Here is a 17504-nt window from a genome sequence, read left to right as displayed (position 1 = left end):
GCATCATCCTTATCCCTGGCCCAGCAAGGCAAGGCCGAAGCCGGCGCAGGCCAGCGACGCCATGCTTGCTGCCGGTACCAGCAGGCGCCGCGTCGCGAGCGTCCAGCCGACGAACATCGCCCACAGGCTCGGAACCAATAATCCGGCGCCGATCAGCCGGGTCTGTTCGGCCAACGGGGCACGGGTCGCTATCGCAGCGGCGACGCCGATCGCTGCGGCGAACCCGAGCGGTCCGGCGATGGCGACCTGCGCAACGCCGCGCGAGACATGGCGACGAACGGTACCGCCGACGAGTGCACGGTCGCGCCTCGGCCGGTCCGGCCTTCGCTCCAGTCGGGTTATGATGAACGCAAACCCGACCAGCGCCCATGTCTCGAGCAGGAGCGGGATACCGATCTCGGCACCGAAACCGGAGATCCAGCAGGACGCCGATAGGATGACGAGCAGCCCCGCCAGCAGGCGGACGGCGTCGCCACGCCGTGACATTGCCGACCCGCGCCATAGCGCCACGATGGCACCGATCGTCGATCCAACCCCGCCAACGGCAAGCATCATCTGCATTCGAGGACCCCATTTAATGCGATTGACTCGCATATGCATTGTTATTAGCTCGCTGCCGTAACGACTTTGGGGGGTCAAGATGTTTCTTGTTCGATCGGCAATTGCCGCAATGCTCTGCTCGTCCGCGATACCGGTATCGGCACAGGTCGCCGCTTCCGCACCGAAGGTGCAGGACGATACGAGCGGCGAGATCGTCGTCACGGGCGAGAAAGCCAATCGTTCGTTGCAGGAAACGCCGGCGAGCGTGTCGGTCGCTACGAACCAGATGATCGTCGAACAGAATCTGATCGACGTATATGACGTGCTGGAGCGGACGCCCAACGTCGCGATCGGCGCCAATCGCAACAGCTTCACGATCCGCGGGATCGATGCGTTCAACGTCTCGGGTGCGGGCGACGGGGCGCTTGCCAGCGTGTATGTCGATGGCGCGGTATTGCCGCGCGCTGCGCTGAACAACGGTCCGCTCGACCTGTACGACATCGCGCAGGTCGAAGTGTTTCGTGGACCGCAGTCGACGGTGCAGGGCCGCAATGCGCTTGCGGGTGCGGTCATCGTGCGAACGACGGATCCCGACTACGCCTGGAGCGGACGGGCGCGCCTGATGATGACCGACGCCGACGGGCAGCGTCGCGCCGCCGGGGCGATCGGTGGCCCGATCGTCGACGGACAGATCGCCTTCCGGTTGGCCGGGGAAATCGCGCGCGCCGATGGGTTGTTGTACAACACGACGCTGCATCAGGACGCCGATCCGCGTGCGTCGGAGACGGTCCGTGGCAAGCTGCTGTTCACCCCGGACGCACTGCCTCGGTTTCGTCTGGTGGCGACGTATCTGCACGATCGACATACCCGCGGCGCGTTCGCGAACGAATTCGACGCCCCCTATGATCGCGAAGACCGGATCGTCACCGAAGACTTCGCCTCCGCCACGCGGATCGTCAGCGACATCGGTACCGTGGAGGCGACCTATGACCTAGGCCGCGGTTTCGGGCTGACGTCGGTCACCAATTATTCGAACGTCGCCGCGAAGTACCGGGCCGATCCGGATCGGAATCCCATGCCCGGCCAGACGAGCCGGACGCGCGATCCGGCCAAAACCTTGCAACAGGAACTGCGGCTGACGCTCGATCTGGGCTGGGTTCAGGGTCTGGCTGGCGCATATTATCTGCGCGAGGACAACCGCGATTATTTCTTCGAAGCGACGCAGAACCTGAACCTGACCCGGCTTGGCGTCGATCGCCAGTTGGTGGCCCTGGGGTTGGCGCAGCCGACGGTGAATGCCGTGCTGGCGCTGTATGGCGGCGTCGTTCCCATCAGGAACAGCCTGTCCCAGCCGCGCCTGACACGCAATCTGGCCGGTTTTACCGATCTGACCTTTCCCATCACGGATCACCTGCGCCTGCGCGCCGGGCTGCGATATGACAACGAACGGCAGCAGCGTGGCGCGACGCAGACGGTCGTCATCAACGGCACGCTGCCCGATCCGACGAAGCTGCCGGTCGCGGCGCTGGCACCGATCGTCACCCGGCTCAACGCGCTGCTGATCGCGACGGCCGCCGGCGCCAACAGTGTCGAGCCGGTACGCGAAATCACCTATGACGCATGGCTGCCCAAGATCGGCGCGACGCTGGATCTGGCGCACGATGTGGCGATCAGCGCCACCGTACAGCGCGGGTACCGGGCGGGCGGCGCCGGCATCAACCAGCAGCGCGCGCAAGCATTCACCTACGATCCGGAATATACGTGGAACTACGAACTGGCGCTTCGGTCCGAATGGTTCGGTCGCAAGCTGACGTTCAATGCCAACGCCTATTATATCGACTGGCGCGATCAGCAGGTATCGGTCCAGTTGACGCCGGGTGCGGTGTTCGACACGCAGGTCGTGAACGCGGGCAAATCGCGATTATACGGTTTCGAGGTGGAGCTGCGGGGCAGGCCGGCGAGGACGCTGGACCTCTATGCCGGCCTTGGGCACAGCCGCTCCGAATTCCTCGATTTCACCGTCACGACCGGAACGGCATCGGGCGCGGCGAACGGCAATGACTTCGCCAACGCGCCCCGCTGGACGGCGTCGGCCGGGATGACGTGGCACCGGACCGATGGCCTGATCGCGAACGTGAACGCCAATTTCCGCAGCGCCCTGTTCCAGAATACCCTCGACCAGACGGTGCGGGACATCGAAGGGCTGACCCTGGTCAATGCGAAGATCGGTTGGCAAGGGCGCCGCTTCGGAGCGTTTCTGATCGCCAGCAACATCCTCGATACGCAGAAGCCGACCAGCTTCTATACCGACTTCGACGGGCGGCGCAGGGGGGTGTTGGCCGAACCCCGGATATTGGGCCTCAGTTTCGAGGGCCGCTTCTGACCCTCCGGCGTCGGCAGTACTCGTCCATGGGATCATGGGACGTTTCAAATTGCTATTGATAATCTGTAGCAACGATGTAGGAACCCCTTGAATCGAATGGTGCAAGAGGGGCACGGAATGGAAAAGTTGTTGGCAGCGGCAGGGGTTGTCGGCGTTTTGTTCGCCCATGCGGCATCCGCGCAGACGGCGTTGCCCCCCGCGCCGGAAGAGACTGCGGAAATCGTCGTGACCGGCACCAATGCCGGCACGAAGACGGAGACGCCGCTGATCGAACTGCCGCAGCCGCTGACGCTGATTTCCTCCGAGCAGTATCTGTCGCAGGGGGCGATCAACATCAGCGACACGGTGAAGTACGCGGCTGGCGTCCTCGCCAATCCTTACGGCCGAGACACGCGCGTCGACAGCTTCAACGTGCGCGGTATCCAGGCGCTGCAGTTCCGCGACGGGATGCGGGACATCTTCTCCTATTATGCCAGCATCACCTCCGACCCCTATAACTTCTCTCGGGTCGAGATCGTTCGCGGGCCGGCATCGGTGTTGTTCGGACAGGGATCGATCGGCGGTCTCGTCAATCTCGTATCGAAGGTGCCGGAGTTCAGGACGGGTGGGGAAGTCAACCTCGTCTATGGGAGTTTCGACCGCAAGGAAGCGCTGGGCGACATCAATGTCGCGCTGGGCGACCAGTTCGCCATCCGCGCGGTCGGGCGCGTCCGCGATGCCGACACCTATGTCGATCATGTGCCCGATGACCGCGTTATGTTCGCGCCGTCGATCCGGTGGCAGCCGACGACGCGCACCGACATCGTGCTGACCGGGCTCTACCAGCGGGACGACACCGGTTCGACATCGCAGTTCCTGCCGATCGTCGGCACCTTCCGCCCGAACCCCGGCAATCCGGGCGGACGGCTCGATCCCTATACCTTTGTCGGCAAGGCAGGGTGGGACCGCTATGCGGGCCGGTCGCTGCAGGGCGGCGGATCACTGATCCATCGCTTCTCCGACAATATCCGCGTCAGCCTGAAGGCGCGCTACATCGACAGCGACCTCGAATATTTCACGCACTATGCCGACAGCTACACCAATCCGACCAATCCGTTCGCGGTATATGGCACCGGCGGCCGCAGGATCGGACTGTACGCCGATGCCAGCGATGCGCGGATGAATGTCTTTTCGACCGACAACAACGTGCAGTTCAAGTTCGATACCGGCGCGAATATCGAACACACCTTGCTCGCCGGGATCGACTATAGCTGGAACAGGGTCGGCAAGCGCTATGCCACGACCGCGTTGGAGGTCGTCGACCTCTACGACATCGATTACGATGCGTTGCGCACGTACGATCCGACCGGCCCGTTCGCCAATGATTCCCAGAAGCAGCTTGGCGTCTACGTACAGGACCAGGTCCGCTTCTTCGACCGGGTATCCGTGATCGTCGGCGCACGGCGCGACCATGTCACCAACTCGGCGGGGCAGGAGGACAATGCCACGACCTTCCGCGCGGGCATTATCGGCGAGGTCGGGGCGGGCTTCTCCCCCTTCTTCAGCTATACCGAAAGCTTCCTGCCGATCGCCGGCCGGACGACCGGACCCGGTGGCGTTCCCGGCAATCCTTTCATCCCGCAGACCGGCACGCAATATGAGGCCGGCGTCAAATGGCAGCCGCTCCCGTCGACGCTGGTTACGGTCACCGGTTTCCATATCACGGAACGCAACCGCGTCCTCTATCTCGCCAACAACGTTACGACCCAATCGGGCGAGTTGACGACGAAGGGGATCGAGGTCGAGGCAAGCCATACGCTGCCCGGCAACTTCGAACTGCTGCTGAATTATGGCTATAACGAACTGAAGTCGGAGGTGAACACCAGCCTGGACTATATGCCGCGCCACACGGCGTCTGCATGGTCGACCAAGACCTTCGGCATACCGGGCGATGTGCGGCTGCGGCTCGGTGCCGGTGTGGTGTATAACGGCAACAGCCGCTCGACCGGGCCGCTTGATCCTTATGGCCTGAACGCTGCGATCGCGCTAGGAACGCTGTACACGCTCGTCACCCCGTCGCGGACGACGGTCGATGCGCTGGCCGAAATTACGTGGGATCAATGGCGCCTGGCCGTGAACGCAACCAACCTGCTGAACGAAAAGGCATTCGCGTCCTGTCTGGCGCGGGGCGACTGCTTCGTGGCGGCACCCCGCAACGTGATGGCGACGCTGGGCTTCCGCTTTTGACAAGGGAGGCTTTAGATACAGCAGCCGCCAGCGCTTTGCGCGGTGGTTGGTGACCTGTACCTCGGGAATCATGCTGTTGGTAATTTGGCTTGTCAGATCGAGACGAGCGATGTGGCGAGGCCGATTTACCGGGATCGGATCGTAGGCGTGCTGCGTGAGCATGAGGCTGGCGTGAAGACGGCCGAGCTATGCGGGAAGCACGGCATCAGCGATCCGACATTCCCCGCTTTAAATGGGCTGGTTCTCGGTAAAACGTAGAATCAGCAGTCTGGCTGGCGGAGCGGGAGGGATTCGAACCCTCGATACGGTTTTGCCGTATACTCACTTTCCAGGCGAGCGCCTTCGACCACTCGGCCACCGCTCCGCATTGCCGGAAGGTGGGTTCCCTAGGGCGCGACGGGATTTCGTGCAAGCGGCAGTTGCAGGATGCGCGCGATGCGTGTCACGATAGCCTATGACCTTCGTCTCGCTGATCGCCGCCCTGCTTCAATCCGCTACTCCTGCTGCGGCACCGCCGCCGCCGACCGCAGCCGATCCGGTCGAGGCGGACTGGCGGACCATTCCCGACGACGAACTGATGGTGATGACGCTGGCGGGGGACCGGCGGGTCGTGATCCGGTTGGCGCCGCGCTATGCGCCGGTGCATGTCGACAATCTGCGCAAGCTGGCGCGGGCGCACTGGTGGGACGGGACGTCGGTGTACCGCGTGCAGGACAATTATGTCGCGCAATGGGGTGACGTGACCGAGAAGAAGCCGCTGCCCGGGGGTGTCGTCGCCAATCCGTCCCCCGAATATGTCGGCGCGCGCTATGATGCGGTCACGCGGATGACGCGGGCCGATCCGTATGCGGCGAAGAGCGGGCACAGCGCCGATGGCTGGCCGGTGGCGAGCGACGGCAAGGGGGCATGGCTGACGCATTGCTATGCGATGGTCGGCGTCGGACGCGACATGGCACCCAGCACCGGTAGCGGGGCGGAACTCTATACGGTGATCGGCCATGCACCGCGCCATCTCGACCGTAATATCGCGCTGGTCGGGCGGGTGATCGAGGGGATGGAGTATCTCTCCTCCTTGCCGCGCGGGACCGGCAATATGGGGTTCTATGCGCCGGATCAGGCGCCGACGCCGATCCTGTCGGTGCGGTTGGCGAGCGATATGCCTGCCGCCGGGCGTCCCCACTACGAGTATCGTGCGGCCGATAATGTGCGGTTCGCGGCGTGGCTGCGCGGGCGGGAAAATCGCGAGCCGCCGTTCTTCACGGTGCCGGCGGGCGGGGCGGATGTGTGCAATGCGATGCCGCCGGTTCGGAAGGCACCGGTGGGGTAGGGCGGTTCGACGTTTGAGCGCAGGGTGAAGAAGAAGCGGGACCCCGGCGCAAGGCCGGGGTGACGATAGGTTTGGAGCAAGTCTTCGAGGTGGCGCAGCCGTCAGGCGCGCGAGGCGAGCAGGGCGGCGCTGAAGCCCAGGAAGATGCCGCCGGTCGCGCGGTCGAACCAGCGGCGGACGCGCGGGCGCGTCAGGTGGTGGGCGATCGAGCTGCCACCCAGCGCATAGGCGGCGTACCACAGGCATTCGACCAGCGCGAAGGTCGCGACGAGGATCGCGAACTGCGGCGCCTGCGCCCGGCTGGGGTCGACGAACTGGGGCAAGAAGGCGGTGGCGAACAGAAGCAGCTTGGGATTGCTGATCCCGACGAGGAAGCCGCCGCGAAACAGATGCGCGCGCGGCAGGTCCGTCGGCATCGCTGCGGCCGGGGTCGATCGCGCCGTCCATGCGCGGATGCCGAGCCACGCCAGATAGGCGGCCCCGATATAGCGGAGCACGTCGAACAGGCCCGGCACGGCGGTCAGCAGCGCGGTCAGCCCCGCAGCCGATGCCGCCAGCACCCCGATCAGCGCGGTGAGGCATCCGGCCATCGCCGGCAGGCTGCCGCGCCAGCCCAGCGCCACGCTGCGCGTCAGGACGTGGAGCATGTTCGGCCCCGGCGTGCCGCACAGCACGACCACCGCCGCCACGAACAACAGCCAGCTATGCACCGCCATCGCGTGGCTTAACCCCGGACCCAGTCGGCGACGGCGGTGGAGACGGTGTTCGCGGCCTGATTGATCGCCGGGCCGACGCTGTCGGCGTCGATCGTGGTGACCGGGACGCGCGCTTCGAAGCGGCGCTTTTCGAAGGTCGTTGCACCCTGCCGCTGGAGCGTCGCGTCATAGACCACGACCGCTTCGTTGCGGCTGGCATCGATGCCGAACTCCCGCAGCTCGCCCGACAACTGGGCACCCGGATCGGTGAAGCCCTGTCGCGAGCTCAGCACGACCATGTTCGCGCGCGCGGTCAGCGTGTCGGACAGCAGGCGGGCGAAGAGCCGCGCGGGCGGTTCGACCCATTGCGCTTCCTTCACATAGGCGATGGTCGTCGGGCTGGACTGTACCGGCACACGGGTGACGGCCAGCTCCTGCGGCACGACCGGCACCTGCACCGTGATCGAGCGCGCCGAGGCCGAGGTCTGCGTTTGCCCGGCGGCGATCGGCGCGGCGGGGGTCAGCGTCAGCAGCGCGGGGGGCGGCTCCGCACCGAAGCGGATACAGGCCGCCAGCGGCAGGAGCAGCAGAACCGACAGCTTCTTCATGGTGGCCCTCATTCTTTCCGCGTCACTTCTTGGGGTCATAGTCGGGCAGCTTCGAGCGACCGACCAGCGCGGTCGCGCCGCCCTGATCGACCTTTTCCGCGACCGAGGCGAGCGCACCGGTCATTGCGCGCAGATCGCCAACCAGCTGGTTCACCTGCGGGATCGTCTGCTTGCTGAACGCCTGCAGCCCGGGCTTCGCATCGCCGATCGCTTCGTTGAGCGTATCGGCGCTCTTCTGCGCGCTGGCGATGGTGCGGTTGAGCTGCTGGATCGTCGGCTGGATGTCGTTGGCCAGCACGCCGTTGGTAGTCGCCGCCAAGTCACCGATCTGCTGCGAGGCGACGCCCGCGCGCTGGATGGCGATGCGGGTTTCGGCCAGCGTCGCGGCGATTTCCGGCCCGCGATCGGCCAGCGCGTCGGTCAGCCGGTTGGTGCTGTCGAGGATCGCGGCGATCGAGTTCTGGTTGCGGTCCGACAGCACGTCCGCCAGCCGTTCGGTCAGCGTCGTGACCCGTTCGAGCAACTGCGGTGCCGAGCTGAGCAGTGCAGCGACGCCGCCGGCCTTGGGCGGGATCACCGGTACGCCCATCGGGCATACCTGTTCCGGGTTGGTTTCGGGGCAGGCGATCGGCGGCGCGCCCTTGACCGCGCCGTCGAGCGTGATCGTCGAGACGCCGGTGAAGCTGCCGACCATCGTCGCGGTCGTGCCGAGCAGCACGGGCGTTTCGTCCTTCACCTTCAGCCGGACGCGGACGAACTGCGGGTCCTTCGGCCAAAGGGCGATGTCTTCCACCTGACCCACGGGTACGCCGGAAAAGGACACCGGCGACCCCTTGGCCAGCCCGTCGACGCCCTGTTTGAAGAAGACGTCATATTCCTTTTCATGGCCGCCGCCGACGCGGGCGAGCCACACGGTGAACAGCGCCAGCATGGTCAGCAGGATCAGCACCACCGCGCCGACAAGGACATGGTTCGACCGGGTTTCCATCAGCGCCTCTGGGCTTGCGGCGACACCGGTTCGGGTCCGGTGTCGCGGGTGTGGTCACGCGCCTGGGCAATGCGATCCTGCGCATCGGTGGCGGCGCGGCCACGGGGTCCATTGAAATATTCCTGAATCCACGGGTGATCCAGCGCGAGCAGTTCGTCGATCGTGCCGACGGCGATGACCCGCTTGTCAGCCAGCACCGCCACCCGGTCACAGATGGCGTGCAGCGTGTCGAGGTCGTGGGTGATGAGGAAGACGGTCAGCCCCAGCGTCTTTTGCAGCGAGGCGGTAAGGTCGTCGAACGCCGCCGCGCCGATCGGGTCCAGGCCGGCGGTCGGTTCGTCGAGGAACAGCAATTGCGGGTCGAGCGCCAGCGCGCGGGCGAGGCCGGCGCGCTTCTTCATGCCGCCCGACAGCTCGGACGGGTATTTGGGACCGGCATTGGCTGGCAGGCCGGTCATCACGACCTTGTACCCGGCGATCTCGTCCAGCAGCGCGGGTTTGAGCTTCGGGTAGAATTCCTTCAGCGGCACCTGCACGTTTTCGGCTACGGTCAGCGTCGAGAACAGCGCCCCGCCCTGAAACAGCACGCCCCATTTCTTGCGGATCTCGGTCGCTTCGGTTTCCTCGCGACCGATCGTGGTTTCGCCGAACACCTCGATCGTGCCGGCGGCCGGGGTCTGCAACCCGATGATCGAGCGCATCAGCACCGACTTGCCGGTGCCCGACCCGCCGACCACGCCGAGGATTTCGCCGCGCCGCACGTCGAGGTCGAGATTTTCGTGGATGACCTGATCGCCGAACTGGTTCTTCAGGCCGCGCACGCGGATGATGGCGTCGCTATCGTCGCTCATATCCAGCCGATCCATGCAAAGAAGATGGCGAAGAACGCGTCGAGCACGATCACGAGGAAGATCGCCTGCACCACCGCCGCCGTCGTCCGGCTGCCGACCTGTTCGGCATCGCCCTCCACCTGCATCCCGTGGAAACAGCCCGAAATGCCGATGATCGCGCCGAATACCGGGGCCTTGATGAGACCGATATACAGGTCGGTGATCGGCACGACTTCGCGGATGCGGGTGACGAAGGTGATCGGCGGGATGCCGAGCTGCGCCCAGCTGAGCAGGCCGCCGCCGATGATCGCGATGATCGAGGCGTAGAAGCCGAGCAGCAGCATCATCACGATCGCGGCGATGACGCGTGGCAGTACCAAAGCCTCCATCGGCGACACGCCGATCGTGCGCATCGCGTCGATTTCCTCGGTCAGCTTCATCGTGCCGAGCTGCGCGGCGAAGGCCGATCCGGAGCGGCCCGCGACCATGATCGCGGTCATCAGCACGCCCAGTTCGCGAAAGGTCAGGCGGCCGATCAGGTTGATCGTGAACACCTCAGCGCCGAACTGCCGTAGCTGTACCGCGCCCTGCTGTGCGATGACCATGCCGATCAGGAAGCTCATCAGGCCGATGATGCCGAGCGCGGAGACGCCGACGACCTCGAACCGCTGCACCGTCGCGTTGAAGCGGAAGCGGCGCGGATGGCGCAGCACGTTGCCGAACGCGATGACGGTGGCGCCCATGAAGCCCAGCAGGCCGAGCAACTGTCGGGCGCTGCCCGACACCGCGTCGCCGATTTCCTCCAAGACGCGCAGCGGCGGGCTGAGTGCCTTGTCCTTGCGCACCACGGGGTCGTCGGCGGCGGCGACCTGATCGAACAGATGGCGGCTGTCGGTGTTCAGCCCGTCGATCGTCACGTCGCGGTCGCGGGCGAAGCGGTGGATCAGCCACGCGCCGACGGTATCGATGCGGTCGACCCCCGACAGGTCGATGCGGTCGACCGGTCCGTCGACGGCGTTCAGCCGTTCGGGCAGGTCACCGACAGAGCTAAGCGACAGGTCGCCGGTGAAGCGCAGCACGCCCCCGCCATCGGCCCGGTCGTGCGAAAAATCGGCGGAAGCGCTCATCACCGCCATCCATCGGCGATTTGCGGCGTCGCGGCAAGGTGGTACGCGCGCTTCCCATGCGCCACCGCGACCTCGCCATCTATGACATGGACAAGACCATTACCCGCGTCGCGACCTGGACGCCGTTCCTGCGCCACGCGCTGAAGGAACGGGGCCGGGGTGCGCTGTGGCTGTTGCCGGTCGCGGGCATCGCCGTCGCCGGCTATGCGTTGAAACTCTACGGTCGCGACCGGTTGAAGGAGATGACCCATCGCCTCGTCTTGGGGCGGGCGGTGCCCGATGCGCGGCTGATCGAAACGGCGCGTGCCTTTGCCCGCGCGACGGTCGCGACCGGTCTGCTCGACGGGGCGCGGGCGCGGATCGAGGCGGACCGGGCGGAGGGGCGGATGCTCGTCCTCGCCACCGCGTCCTACCGCTTCTATGCGCAGGAGATCGCGCAACTGCTCGGCTTCGACGCGGTAATCGCGACCGAGTCGGCGCGGGGGGATGCCGGCGACGTGCTGGCGCGGATCGATGGCGAGAATTGCTATGGCGCGGCCAAGCTGCGTGCGATCGAAGTCTGGGCCGCCGGCCAGGGTATCGCGCGTGGCGATGTGGCCGTGCGGTTCTACAGCGACCATGTGTCCGACGCGCCGGTGTTCGAATGGGCGGACGAGCCGTTTCCGGTCAACGCCCACGCCCCGCTCAAGGCGCTGGCGCGCAAGCGGGGTTGGCCGGTGCTCGACTGGCGCAGGTGATGCGGTGAGGTTGGGGGCAGGAATGGCGCGGCTCGTCCCGAACGAAGGTCTGACCGCATAAACGTTACGCGCGGCGAACGGTTCAACGATTGTGAACGTCCGCTCACTTTTTTTGCGGGCCGAGCCTTTTCGCGTTCGCCGTCGCCTTGGCATGGATCGGCGTCAGTGCCCGCCCGCCGGCACCGATCATCCCCGCCGCCAGCCGCATCGCGCGGTCGCTGCTCGCCGCGACCCGACCGGGTGAGGGCATCCGCCCGGCGGTGCCGAGCGACCAGGCGTCCTGCATCATCTGCATCCACAGCCCCTGCATCGCCGCCATGTCGGCGGCAAGCGAATCGCCGGCCTTGGCGAATGCCTGTGCCTTCTCCGTCACCATGCCGGTCAGTTCGACATGATCGGCGGTCCACGGATTACGCATTCCGGCATCGATCATCGGCATCCGCCGGTCGATCACCACGGCGGAGGCGGCCAGCGTTTCCCAGACTTGCAGGCCGCTGCGCGCGGCATCGGTCCAGATCTGCCACCAGGCAGTCATCGGCGTCGGCATCGGTCACATCCTTCGAACGGTCGGCCGCGATCGAATGCAGCGCAGCCACGTGTACGCGAAGGCAGTGGTTTAGGCCACCCGCGACATCGTGCCTTGACCGAAATCCTGCCGCATTGCAGCAAGTGTCCCCATGACGACTCTTCCCCCCATCACGAACAATCCCGACATCCGCTTCCTCGGCCGGCTGCTGGGCGATGTCATCCGTACCTATGGCGGGGAGGCGCTGTTCAAGCGGATCGAGCATATCCGATCCACGTCGGTCGACCGGCATCGCGGCGTGGCGGGGGCGGACGGGATCGACCTGGGGCTGGACAGCCTCAGCCTCGACGACACGATCGCGTTCGTGCGCGGGTTCATGCTGTTCTCGATGCTCGCGAACCTCGCCGAGGACCGGCAGGGCATCGCCGCCGAGCCGGGGGCGGACGTCGCCACCGCGATCGAGAAGCTGCAGGCCGAGGGGATCGGCGCGGATGCCGTGCGCGCCCTGCTCGACCACGCGCTCATCGCGCCGGTGCTGACCGCGCACCCGACCGAGGTTCGGCGCAAGTCGATGATCGACCACAAGAACCGCATCGCCGACCTGCTGGAACTGAAGGATCAGGGCCGCGATGAGACGGCCGAGGGCGACCGGGTGGACGAGGCGATCCTGCGTCAGATCGCGCTGTTGTGGCAGACCCGCGTGCTGCGACGCGAGCGGCTGTACGTCGCCGACGAGGTGGAGACGGCGCTCAGCTATCTGCGCGACATCTTCCTGCCGACGCTGCCCGCGCTCTATGCCCGGTGGGAACGGGTGCTGGGCGAGCGGCCGCCGTCGTTCCTGAAGCCCGGCAGCTGGATCGGCGGCGACCGCGACGGCAACCCGTTCGTCGATGCCGCCGCGATGCGCCTCGCGCTGGCCAAGGCGGCGGAGGCGGTGCTGGGCTATTATCTCGACCAGCTCCACAGCCTGGGTGCGGAACTGTCGATCTCGACCGAGCATGTCGCGGTGGACGCGGCGATCGCGGCGCTGGCCGACAAGAGCGGCGACAATGCCGCATCGCGTGCCGACGAACCGTTCCGCCGGGCGATCAGCGGTGTCTATGCCCGGCTGGCTGCGACGCACAGCAAGCTGACCGGCAAGGCGGCACCGCGTCCGGGCAACCTGACCGGCGAACCCTATGCCGATCCCGCTGCCTTCCGCGCCGACCTGGCGACGCTGGCGCGCGGGCTGGTGCAGGAGGGCAATGGCCCGCTGTCGACCGGCGGTGCGCTCGGCCGGTTGATCCGCGCGGTGGAGACGTTCGGCTTCCACCTCGCCACGCTCGACATGCGGCAGAACAGCGTGATCCATGAAAGCGTGGTCGCCGAACTGCTGAAGGTCGCGGGCGTCGAGGCGGACTATGTCGCGCTGGACGAAGAGGCGCGCGTCGCGTTGCTGCGGCGCGAGCTGGAAAGCCCGCGTCCCCTCGTCAGCCCCTATGCGGCGTATTCGGAGCAGACCGCGTCCGAACTGGCGATCCTGCGCGAGGCGGCGGCCGCCCATGCCCGCTACGGCCGCGAGTGCATCCGCCATTATATCGTGTCGATGGCGCAGTCGGTGTCGGACCTGCTGGAAGTCCATCTGCTGATGAAGGAATCGGGCCTGTACGTGCCGGGCGACGAGCCGCAGGCGCATATCATGGCGATCCCGCTGTTCGAGACGGTCGCCGATCTGGAGGCTGCGCCCGCGATCATGACCAGGTGGCTGGCCCTGCCCGAGGTCGCCGCGATCGCCCGCAAGCGTGGCCATCAGGAAGTGATGATCGGCTATTCCGACTCGAACAAGGACGGCGGCTATCTGACCTCCACCTGGCAGTTGTCCAAGGGATCGACCGCGCTGGCGCCGGTGTTCGAGGAGGCCGGCATCGGGATGCAGCTGTTCCACGGCCGCGGCGGGGCGGTGGGTCGTGGCGGCGGGTCGTCCTTCGCCGCGATCCGCGCGCAGCCGCACGACACGGTGCAGGGCCGCATCCGCATCACCGAACAGGGCGAGGTGATCGCGGCCAAATACGGCACGCGCGACAGCGCGGTGACGAACCTGGAGGCGATGACGTCGGCGACCCTGCTCGCCAGCCTCGAGCCGGAGCTGCTGTCACCGGCCGATGCGGCGCGCTTTGCCGCGGCGATGGACACGCTGTCGGAGACCGCGTTCAAGACCTATCGCGGTCTCGTCTATGGCACCGACGGCTTCACGACCTTCTTCCGCCAGGCGACGCCGATCGCCGAGATCGCCGGCCTGAAGATCGGGTCGCGCCCGGCGAGCCGGAAGAAGTCCGACGCGATCGAGGATCTGCGCGCGATCCCGTGGGTGTTCAGCTGGGCACAGGCGCGGATAATGCTGCCGGGCTGGTACGGGGTCGGCGCGGCGCTGACCGGGTTCGAGGACAAGGGGCTGCTGCGCGAAATGGCCAGCGCATGGCCGCTATTCGCTGCGACGCTGGCGAACATGGAGATGGTGCTGGCCAAGTCCGACATGGACGTGGCGGCGCGCTATGCGGGCCTTGTCGAGGACAAGGCGCTGTCGGAGGCGATCTTCGGGCGTATCCGGAGCGGCTGGCAGGCGACGCATGACGGGCTGCTGTCGGTGACGCGCCAGACGCGGCTGCTGGAGAAAAGCCCGGCGCTGGAAGCGTCGATCCGGCTGCGCACGCCGTATATCGAGCCGCTGAACCTGCTGCAGATCGAACTGCTTAAGCGCCACCGCGCGGGTGAGGCGGATGCGCGGATCGGCGAGGGCATCCTGCTGTCGATCAACGCCATCGCGACGGCGCTGCGCAACAGCGGGTAAGTGGCCAAAGTTCACGAAGTTCACACTCGCGGCGTTTTTTCGCACCTTCGCTGTTTCGTCACCCCGGACTTGATCCGGGGTCCCGCTTTCTTGCTGCCGGTGGAGAAGAAGCGGGACCCCGGGTCAAGCCCGGGGTGACGTTCGGGGTAGGCGCGGATTGCCAAAGTTGACGTCTGACGCCGGCGGTCGCCGGAATATGCGCCAAGGTTGCTGGTCGTTCGACGATGGCAAAGAACCGTTCGAGCCTGCCAGGGCATGGCGCTGTAGGAAAGCAGATTGCGGTTTGCGGCAGGTCGTCGCGGTCGGCCGCGACGACGCGAGGGTAGAAGAAGGTTTGTTCACGCGAAGGCGCGGAGACGCGGAGGGGTTGCGCTCTTGACGACCGTTTCGCGACCGGCAGACCATATCGCTCGTTGCAACCATGGATAGAGGCCGCTGGCGCGGGTGACGTTGCACAGGTCGCAACCCCTCCGCGTCTCCGCGCCTTCGCGTGAACAAACCTTCTTTTGGCAAGGGGGGGTGCTTCGTAACCGGTTGGCCTCAGCCCGCGCTGGGGTGACGTCAACGCAAGCTCTCTATTCGAACTCGACCGCGATGTTGTCGATCAGCCGCGTCGTGCCCAGACGGGCGGCGGCGAGGAGGCGGGCGGAGTGGCCGCGTACCGGGTCGCCGAGGGTGTCGGCGTCGACCAAGGTGACGTAATCGGGATCGAAGCCCGCACGGGTCAGCGTCGCGATGGCGGCGGACAGGGCGGTCGCCACATCGTCGCCGCGCTCGATCGCGCGTTTCGCCTCGCCCATGGCGCGGGGCAGGGTGATGGCGCGGGCGCGCTCGCCTTCGTCGAGATAGATGTTGCGCGAGGACAGGGCGAGGCCGTCATCCTCGCGCTGGGTCGGCACGCCGACGATCTCGACGCCGAGGTCGAGGTCGGCGGTCATCCGGCGGACGACGGCCAGTTGCTGGAAATCCTTTTCGCCGAACAGCGCGACGGTAGGGCGGACCTGCCCGAACAGCTTCGCGACCACCGTCGCCACCCCGTCAAAATGGCCGGGGCGGTGCGCGCCGTCCAGCACCTCGCTGACGCCGGTGACGCTGATGTTGGTCGCGAAGCCCGCCGGGTACATTTCCTCGACTTCCGGCGCCCACAGGATGTCGACGCCGGCTTCGGAGAGCATCTGCGCATCGGTCGCCTCCCGCCGGGGATAGCGGGCGAGGTCCTCGTCCGGGCCGAACTGCTTCGGGTTCACGAAGATCGAGACGACGACGCGGGGCGCCAGGCGGCGTGCGGCATCGACCAGCGCCATGTGCCCGGCGTGGAGCGCGCCCATGGTCGGAACCAGCGCGACCGCCTCGCCAGCCAGCGCATAGTGGCCAAGTGCTTCGCGAAGCGCTTCCAGTCGACGGATAATTTGCACGGCCGATGGCCCTTCGATATGGACGGGGGAGGCGGCTTCTATGGGGCAAGCCGCCGCGGATCAACAGACTTGGGTTAACGCGCTTTGGACGAAGCTTCGGATCGATTGCACGTCATCGTGTTCGCCAATGAAAAGGGCGGCACCGGCAAGTCGACGACGGCGGTTCACGTCGCCATCGCGCTGGCCGCCAAGGGCGCGCGTGTCGCCTGTTTCGACCTCGACCATCGCCAGCGCACGCTGGGGCGCTATCTCGACAATCGCGCGGAGACGATCAAGCGCACCGGCCGCAACCTGCCGATGCCGGTGTACGAGACGCATGACGGCGAGAGCATGGCGTGGTTCAACGACTGCCTCGGACGCCTCGGTGAGCAGGCCGAATATATGGTCATCGACACGCCGGGCCGCGACGACCGGTTCGCGCGGATCGCGGTGACGAACGCCGACACGCTGGTCACGCCGATGAACGACAGTTTCGTCGATTTCGACCTGATCGGGCAGGTCGATCCCGACACGTTCAAGGTGACACGGCCGAGTTTCTATTCCGAGCTGATCTGGGAAACGCGCAAGCACCGCGCCAAGATCGACGGCTCGACGATCGACTGGGTCGTGTTGCGCAACCGGTTGCAGCATATCGAGGCGCGCAACATGCGTCGCGTGTCGGAGGCGATCACGCAGTTATCGAAGCGCGTCGGTTTTCGCGTGACGTCGGGCCTGTCGGAACGCGTGATCTATCGCGAGCTGTTCCCGTCGGGGTTGACCATGCTCGACCGCAACGAGTTCGGCGAGATGGGGCTGGCGCATGTCGCCGCGCGGCAGGAGTTGCGCGAGATGATGGGCGGGCTGCAATTGCCCGAGCCGGCCGGTTCGCCGCTCGTCGCCTGACGCCGCATGGTGAAGCTGGTCCTGATCCTTGCGATCCTCGTCGCCTTCTGGCTGTGGCTGCGCGCCAAGCCCAAGAAGGTCGGCAGCGAGGCGGAGGCGCGGGCGATCCTGGGGGTCGGGAAGGATGCCAAGGTCGGTGAGATCCGCGCGGCGCACCGGCGGCTGATGCAGGCGGTGCATCCCGATCGCGGTGGGTCGGCGGATTTGGCCAGGCGGATCAATGCGGCGAGGGATGTGCTGTTGGGGCGGCTTCGGCATTAGTTTGTAGAAGAAGAGATTGGTTCGCGCGGAGGCGCGGAGACGCGGAGGGGTTGCGTCTGACGTGACGTCCCCCGCGCCAGCGGCCTCTATCCATGGTCGCAGCTAGAGATAGGGTCTTCCGATCGCGGAGGG

The 17504-nt window shown here is 66.3% G+C and carries 15 protein-coding genes, 1 tRNA gene and 1 pseudogene; 8 read left to right on the top strand and 9 right to left on the bottom strand.

Features of this window, described 5'->3' with window-relative positions; translation table 11 throughout:
* Positions 1–9: 9 nt before the first annotated feature.
* Positions 10–762: a hypothetical protein gene (locus tag ASE83_RS18675; protein ID WP_235513178.1), complete on the bottom strand. Its 753-nt coding sequence runs from the start codon at positions 760–762 to the stop codon at positions 10–12.
* Between ASE83_RS18675 and ASE83_RS00500 the strand changes: the two genes are divergently transcribed.
* The 3 genes and pseudogenes from ASE83_RS00500 to ASE83_RS19085 form a co-directional block, all read left to right on the top strand.
* Positions 728–2923, top strand: a complete 2196-nt coding sequence (locus ASE83_RS00500) for a TonB-dependent receptor (RefSeq protein ID WP_235513182.1) — start codon at positions 728–730, stop codon at positions 2921–2923. The two genes, ASE83_RS18675 and ASE83_RS00500, sit on opposite strands and share 35 nt — an antisense overlap.
* A gap of 117 nt (positions 2924–3040) precedes the next feature.
* On the top strand, positions 3041–5149 hold the full coding sequence (locus ASE83_RS00495; RefSeq protein ID WP_055787378.1) for a TonB-dependent siderophore receptor: 2109 nt from the start codon (positions 3041–3043) through the stop codon (positions 5147–5149).
* A gap of 109 nt (positions 5150–5258) precedes the next feature.
* Positions 5259–5362, top strand: a pseudogene (locus ASE83_RS19085) (transposase); the annotation flags it as partial.
* A gap of 60 nt (positions 5363–5422) precedes the next feature.
* Here the strand turns inward: ASE83_RS19085 and ASE83_RS00490 are convergent.
* Positions 5423–5513 (bottom strand) — tRNA-Ser (locus ASE83_RS00490).
* A 90-nt stretch (positions 5514–5603) separates the two neighbouring features.
* Between ASE83_RS00490 and ASE83_RS00485 the strand changes: the two genes are divergently transcribed.
* Positions 5604–6476: a peptidylprolyl isomerase gene (locus tag ASE83_RS00485; protein WP_055787381.1), complete on the top strand. Its 873-nt coding sequence runs from the start codon at positions 5604–5606 to the stop codon at positions 6474–6476.
* A gap of 101 nt (positions 6477–6577) precedes the next feature.
* On the opposite strand, the gene ASE83_RS00480 is transcribed toward ASE83_RS00485, so the two are convergent.
* Genes ASE83_RS00480 through ASE83_RS00460 form a run of 5 tightly spaced genes read right to left on the bottom strand, consistent with a single transcriptional unit; the run spans position 6578 to position 10724 of the window.
* Positions 6578–7192, bottom strand: a complete 615-nt coding sequence (locus tag ASE83_RS00480; protein ID WP_055787386.1) for a LysE family translocator — start codon at positions 7190–7192, stop codon at positions 6578–6580.
* An 8-nt stretch (positions 7193–7200) separates the two neighbouring features.
* Positions 7201–7779: an ABC-type transport auxiliary lipoprotein family protein gene (locus ASE83_RS00475; protein ID WP_235513183.1), complete on the bottom strand. Its 579-nt coding sequence runs from the start codon at positions 7777–7779 to the stop codon at positions 7201–7203.
* Between the two features lie 22 nt (positions 7780–7801).
* Positions 7802–8767, bottom strand: a complete 966-nt coding sequence (locus ASE83_RS00470) for an MlaD family protein (RefSeq protein ID WP_055787392.1) — start codon at positions 8765–8767, stop codon at positions 7802–7804.
* The gene (locus tag ASE83_RS00465; RefSeq protein WP_200921856.1) at positions 8767–9618 is read right to left on the bottom strand and encodes an ABC transporter ATP-binding protein; all 852 of its coding nucleotides are present in this window, start codon (positions 9616–9618) and stop codon (positions 8767–8769) included. The genes ASE83_RS00470 and ASE83_RS00465 overlap by 1 nt, the downstream gene beginning before the upstream one ends.
* A complete protein-coding gene (locus ASE83_RS00460) occupies positions 9615–10724 on the bottom strand; it encodes an ABC transporter permease (protein WP_055787809.1) in 1110 nt (369 codons plus the stop codon). The genes ASE83_RS00465 and ASE83_RS00460 overlap by 4 nt, the downstream gene beginning before the upstream one ends.
* Before the next feature lie 56 nt (positions 10725–10780).
* On the opposite strand from ASE83_RS00460, the gene ASE83_RS00455 reads away from it, so the two are divergent.
* Positions 10781–11461, top strand: coding sequence for an HAD family hydrolase (locus tag ASE83_RS00455; RefSeq protein WP_055787398.1), 681 nt, complete (start codon positions 10781–10783; stop codon positions 11459–11461).
* A gap of 103 nt (positions 11462–11564) precedes the next feature.
* Here ASE83_RS00455 and ASE83_RS00450 read toward each other — a convergent pair whose 3' ends face one another.
* Positions 11565–12008, bottom strand: coding sequence for a hypothetical protein (locus tag ASE83_RS00450; protein WP_055787401.1), 444 nt, complete (start codon positions 12006–12008; stop codon positions 11565–11567).
* Between the two features lie 130 nt (positions 12009–12138).
* Here ASE83_RS00450 and ppc point away from each other — a divergent pair, with 130 nt between their 5' ends.
* Positions 12139–14814: a phosphoenolpyruvate carboxylase gene (gene ppc, locus ASE83_RS00445; RefSeq protein ID WP_055787404.1), complete on the top strand. Its 2676-nt coding sequence runs from the start codon at positions 12139–12141 to the stop codon at positions 14812–14814.
* A 575-nt stretch (positions 14815–15389) separates the two neighbouring features.
* On the opposite strand, the gene panC is transcribed toward ppc, so the two are convergent.
* Positions 15390–16229, bottom strand: coding sequence for a pantoate--beta-alanine ligase (panC, locus tag ASE83_RS00440; protein ID WP_055787407.1), 840 nt, complete (start codon positions 16227–16229; stop codon positions 15390–15392).
* 105 nt (positions 16230–16334) lie between these two features.
* Between panC and ASE83_RS00435 the strand changes: the two genes are divergently transcribed.
* A complete protein-coding gene (locus tag ASE83_RS00435) occupies positions 16335–17111 on the top strand; it encodes a division plane positioning ATPase MipZ (RefSeq protein WP_443024300.1) in 777 nt (258 codons plus the stop codon).
* 6 nt (positions 17112–17117) lie between these two features.
* A complete protein-coding gene (locus tag ASE83_RS00430) occupies positions 17118–17372 on the top strand; it encodes a J domain-containing protein (protein WP_055787412.1) in 255 nt (84 codons plus the stop codon).
* Positions 17373–17504 lie beyond the last annotated feature (132 nt).

This window comes from Sphingomonas sp. Leaf32, from assembly GCF_001421765.1.
In the GTDB taxonomy this organism is placed as follows: Bacteria; Pseudomonadota; Alphaproteobacteria; order Sphingomonadales; family Sphingomonadaceae; genus Sphingomonas.
Note: the sequence above shows the minus strand (reverse complement) of the source record. Positions and strands in the feature narration are given on the sequence as shown.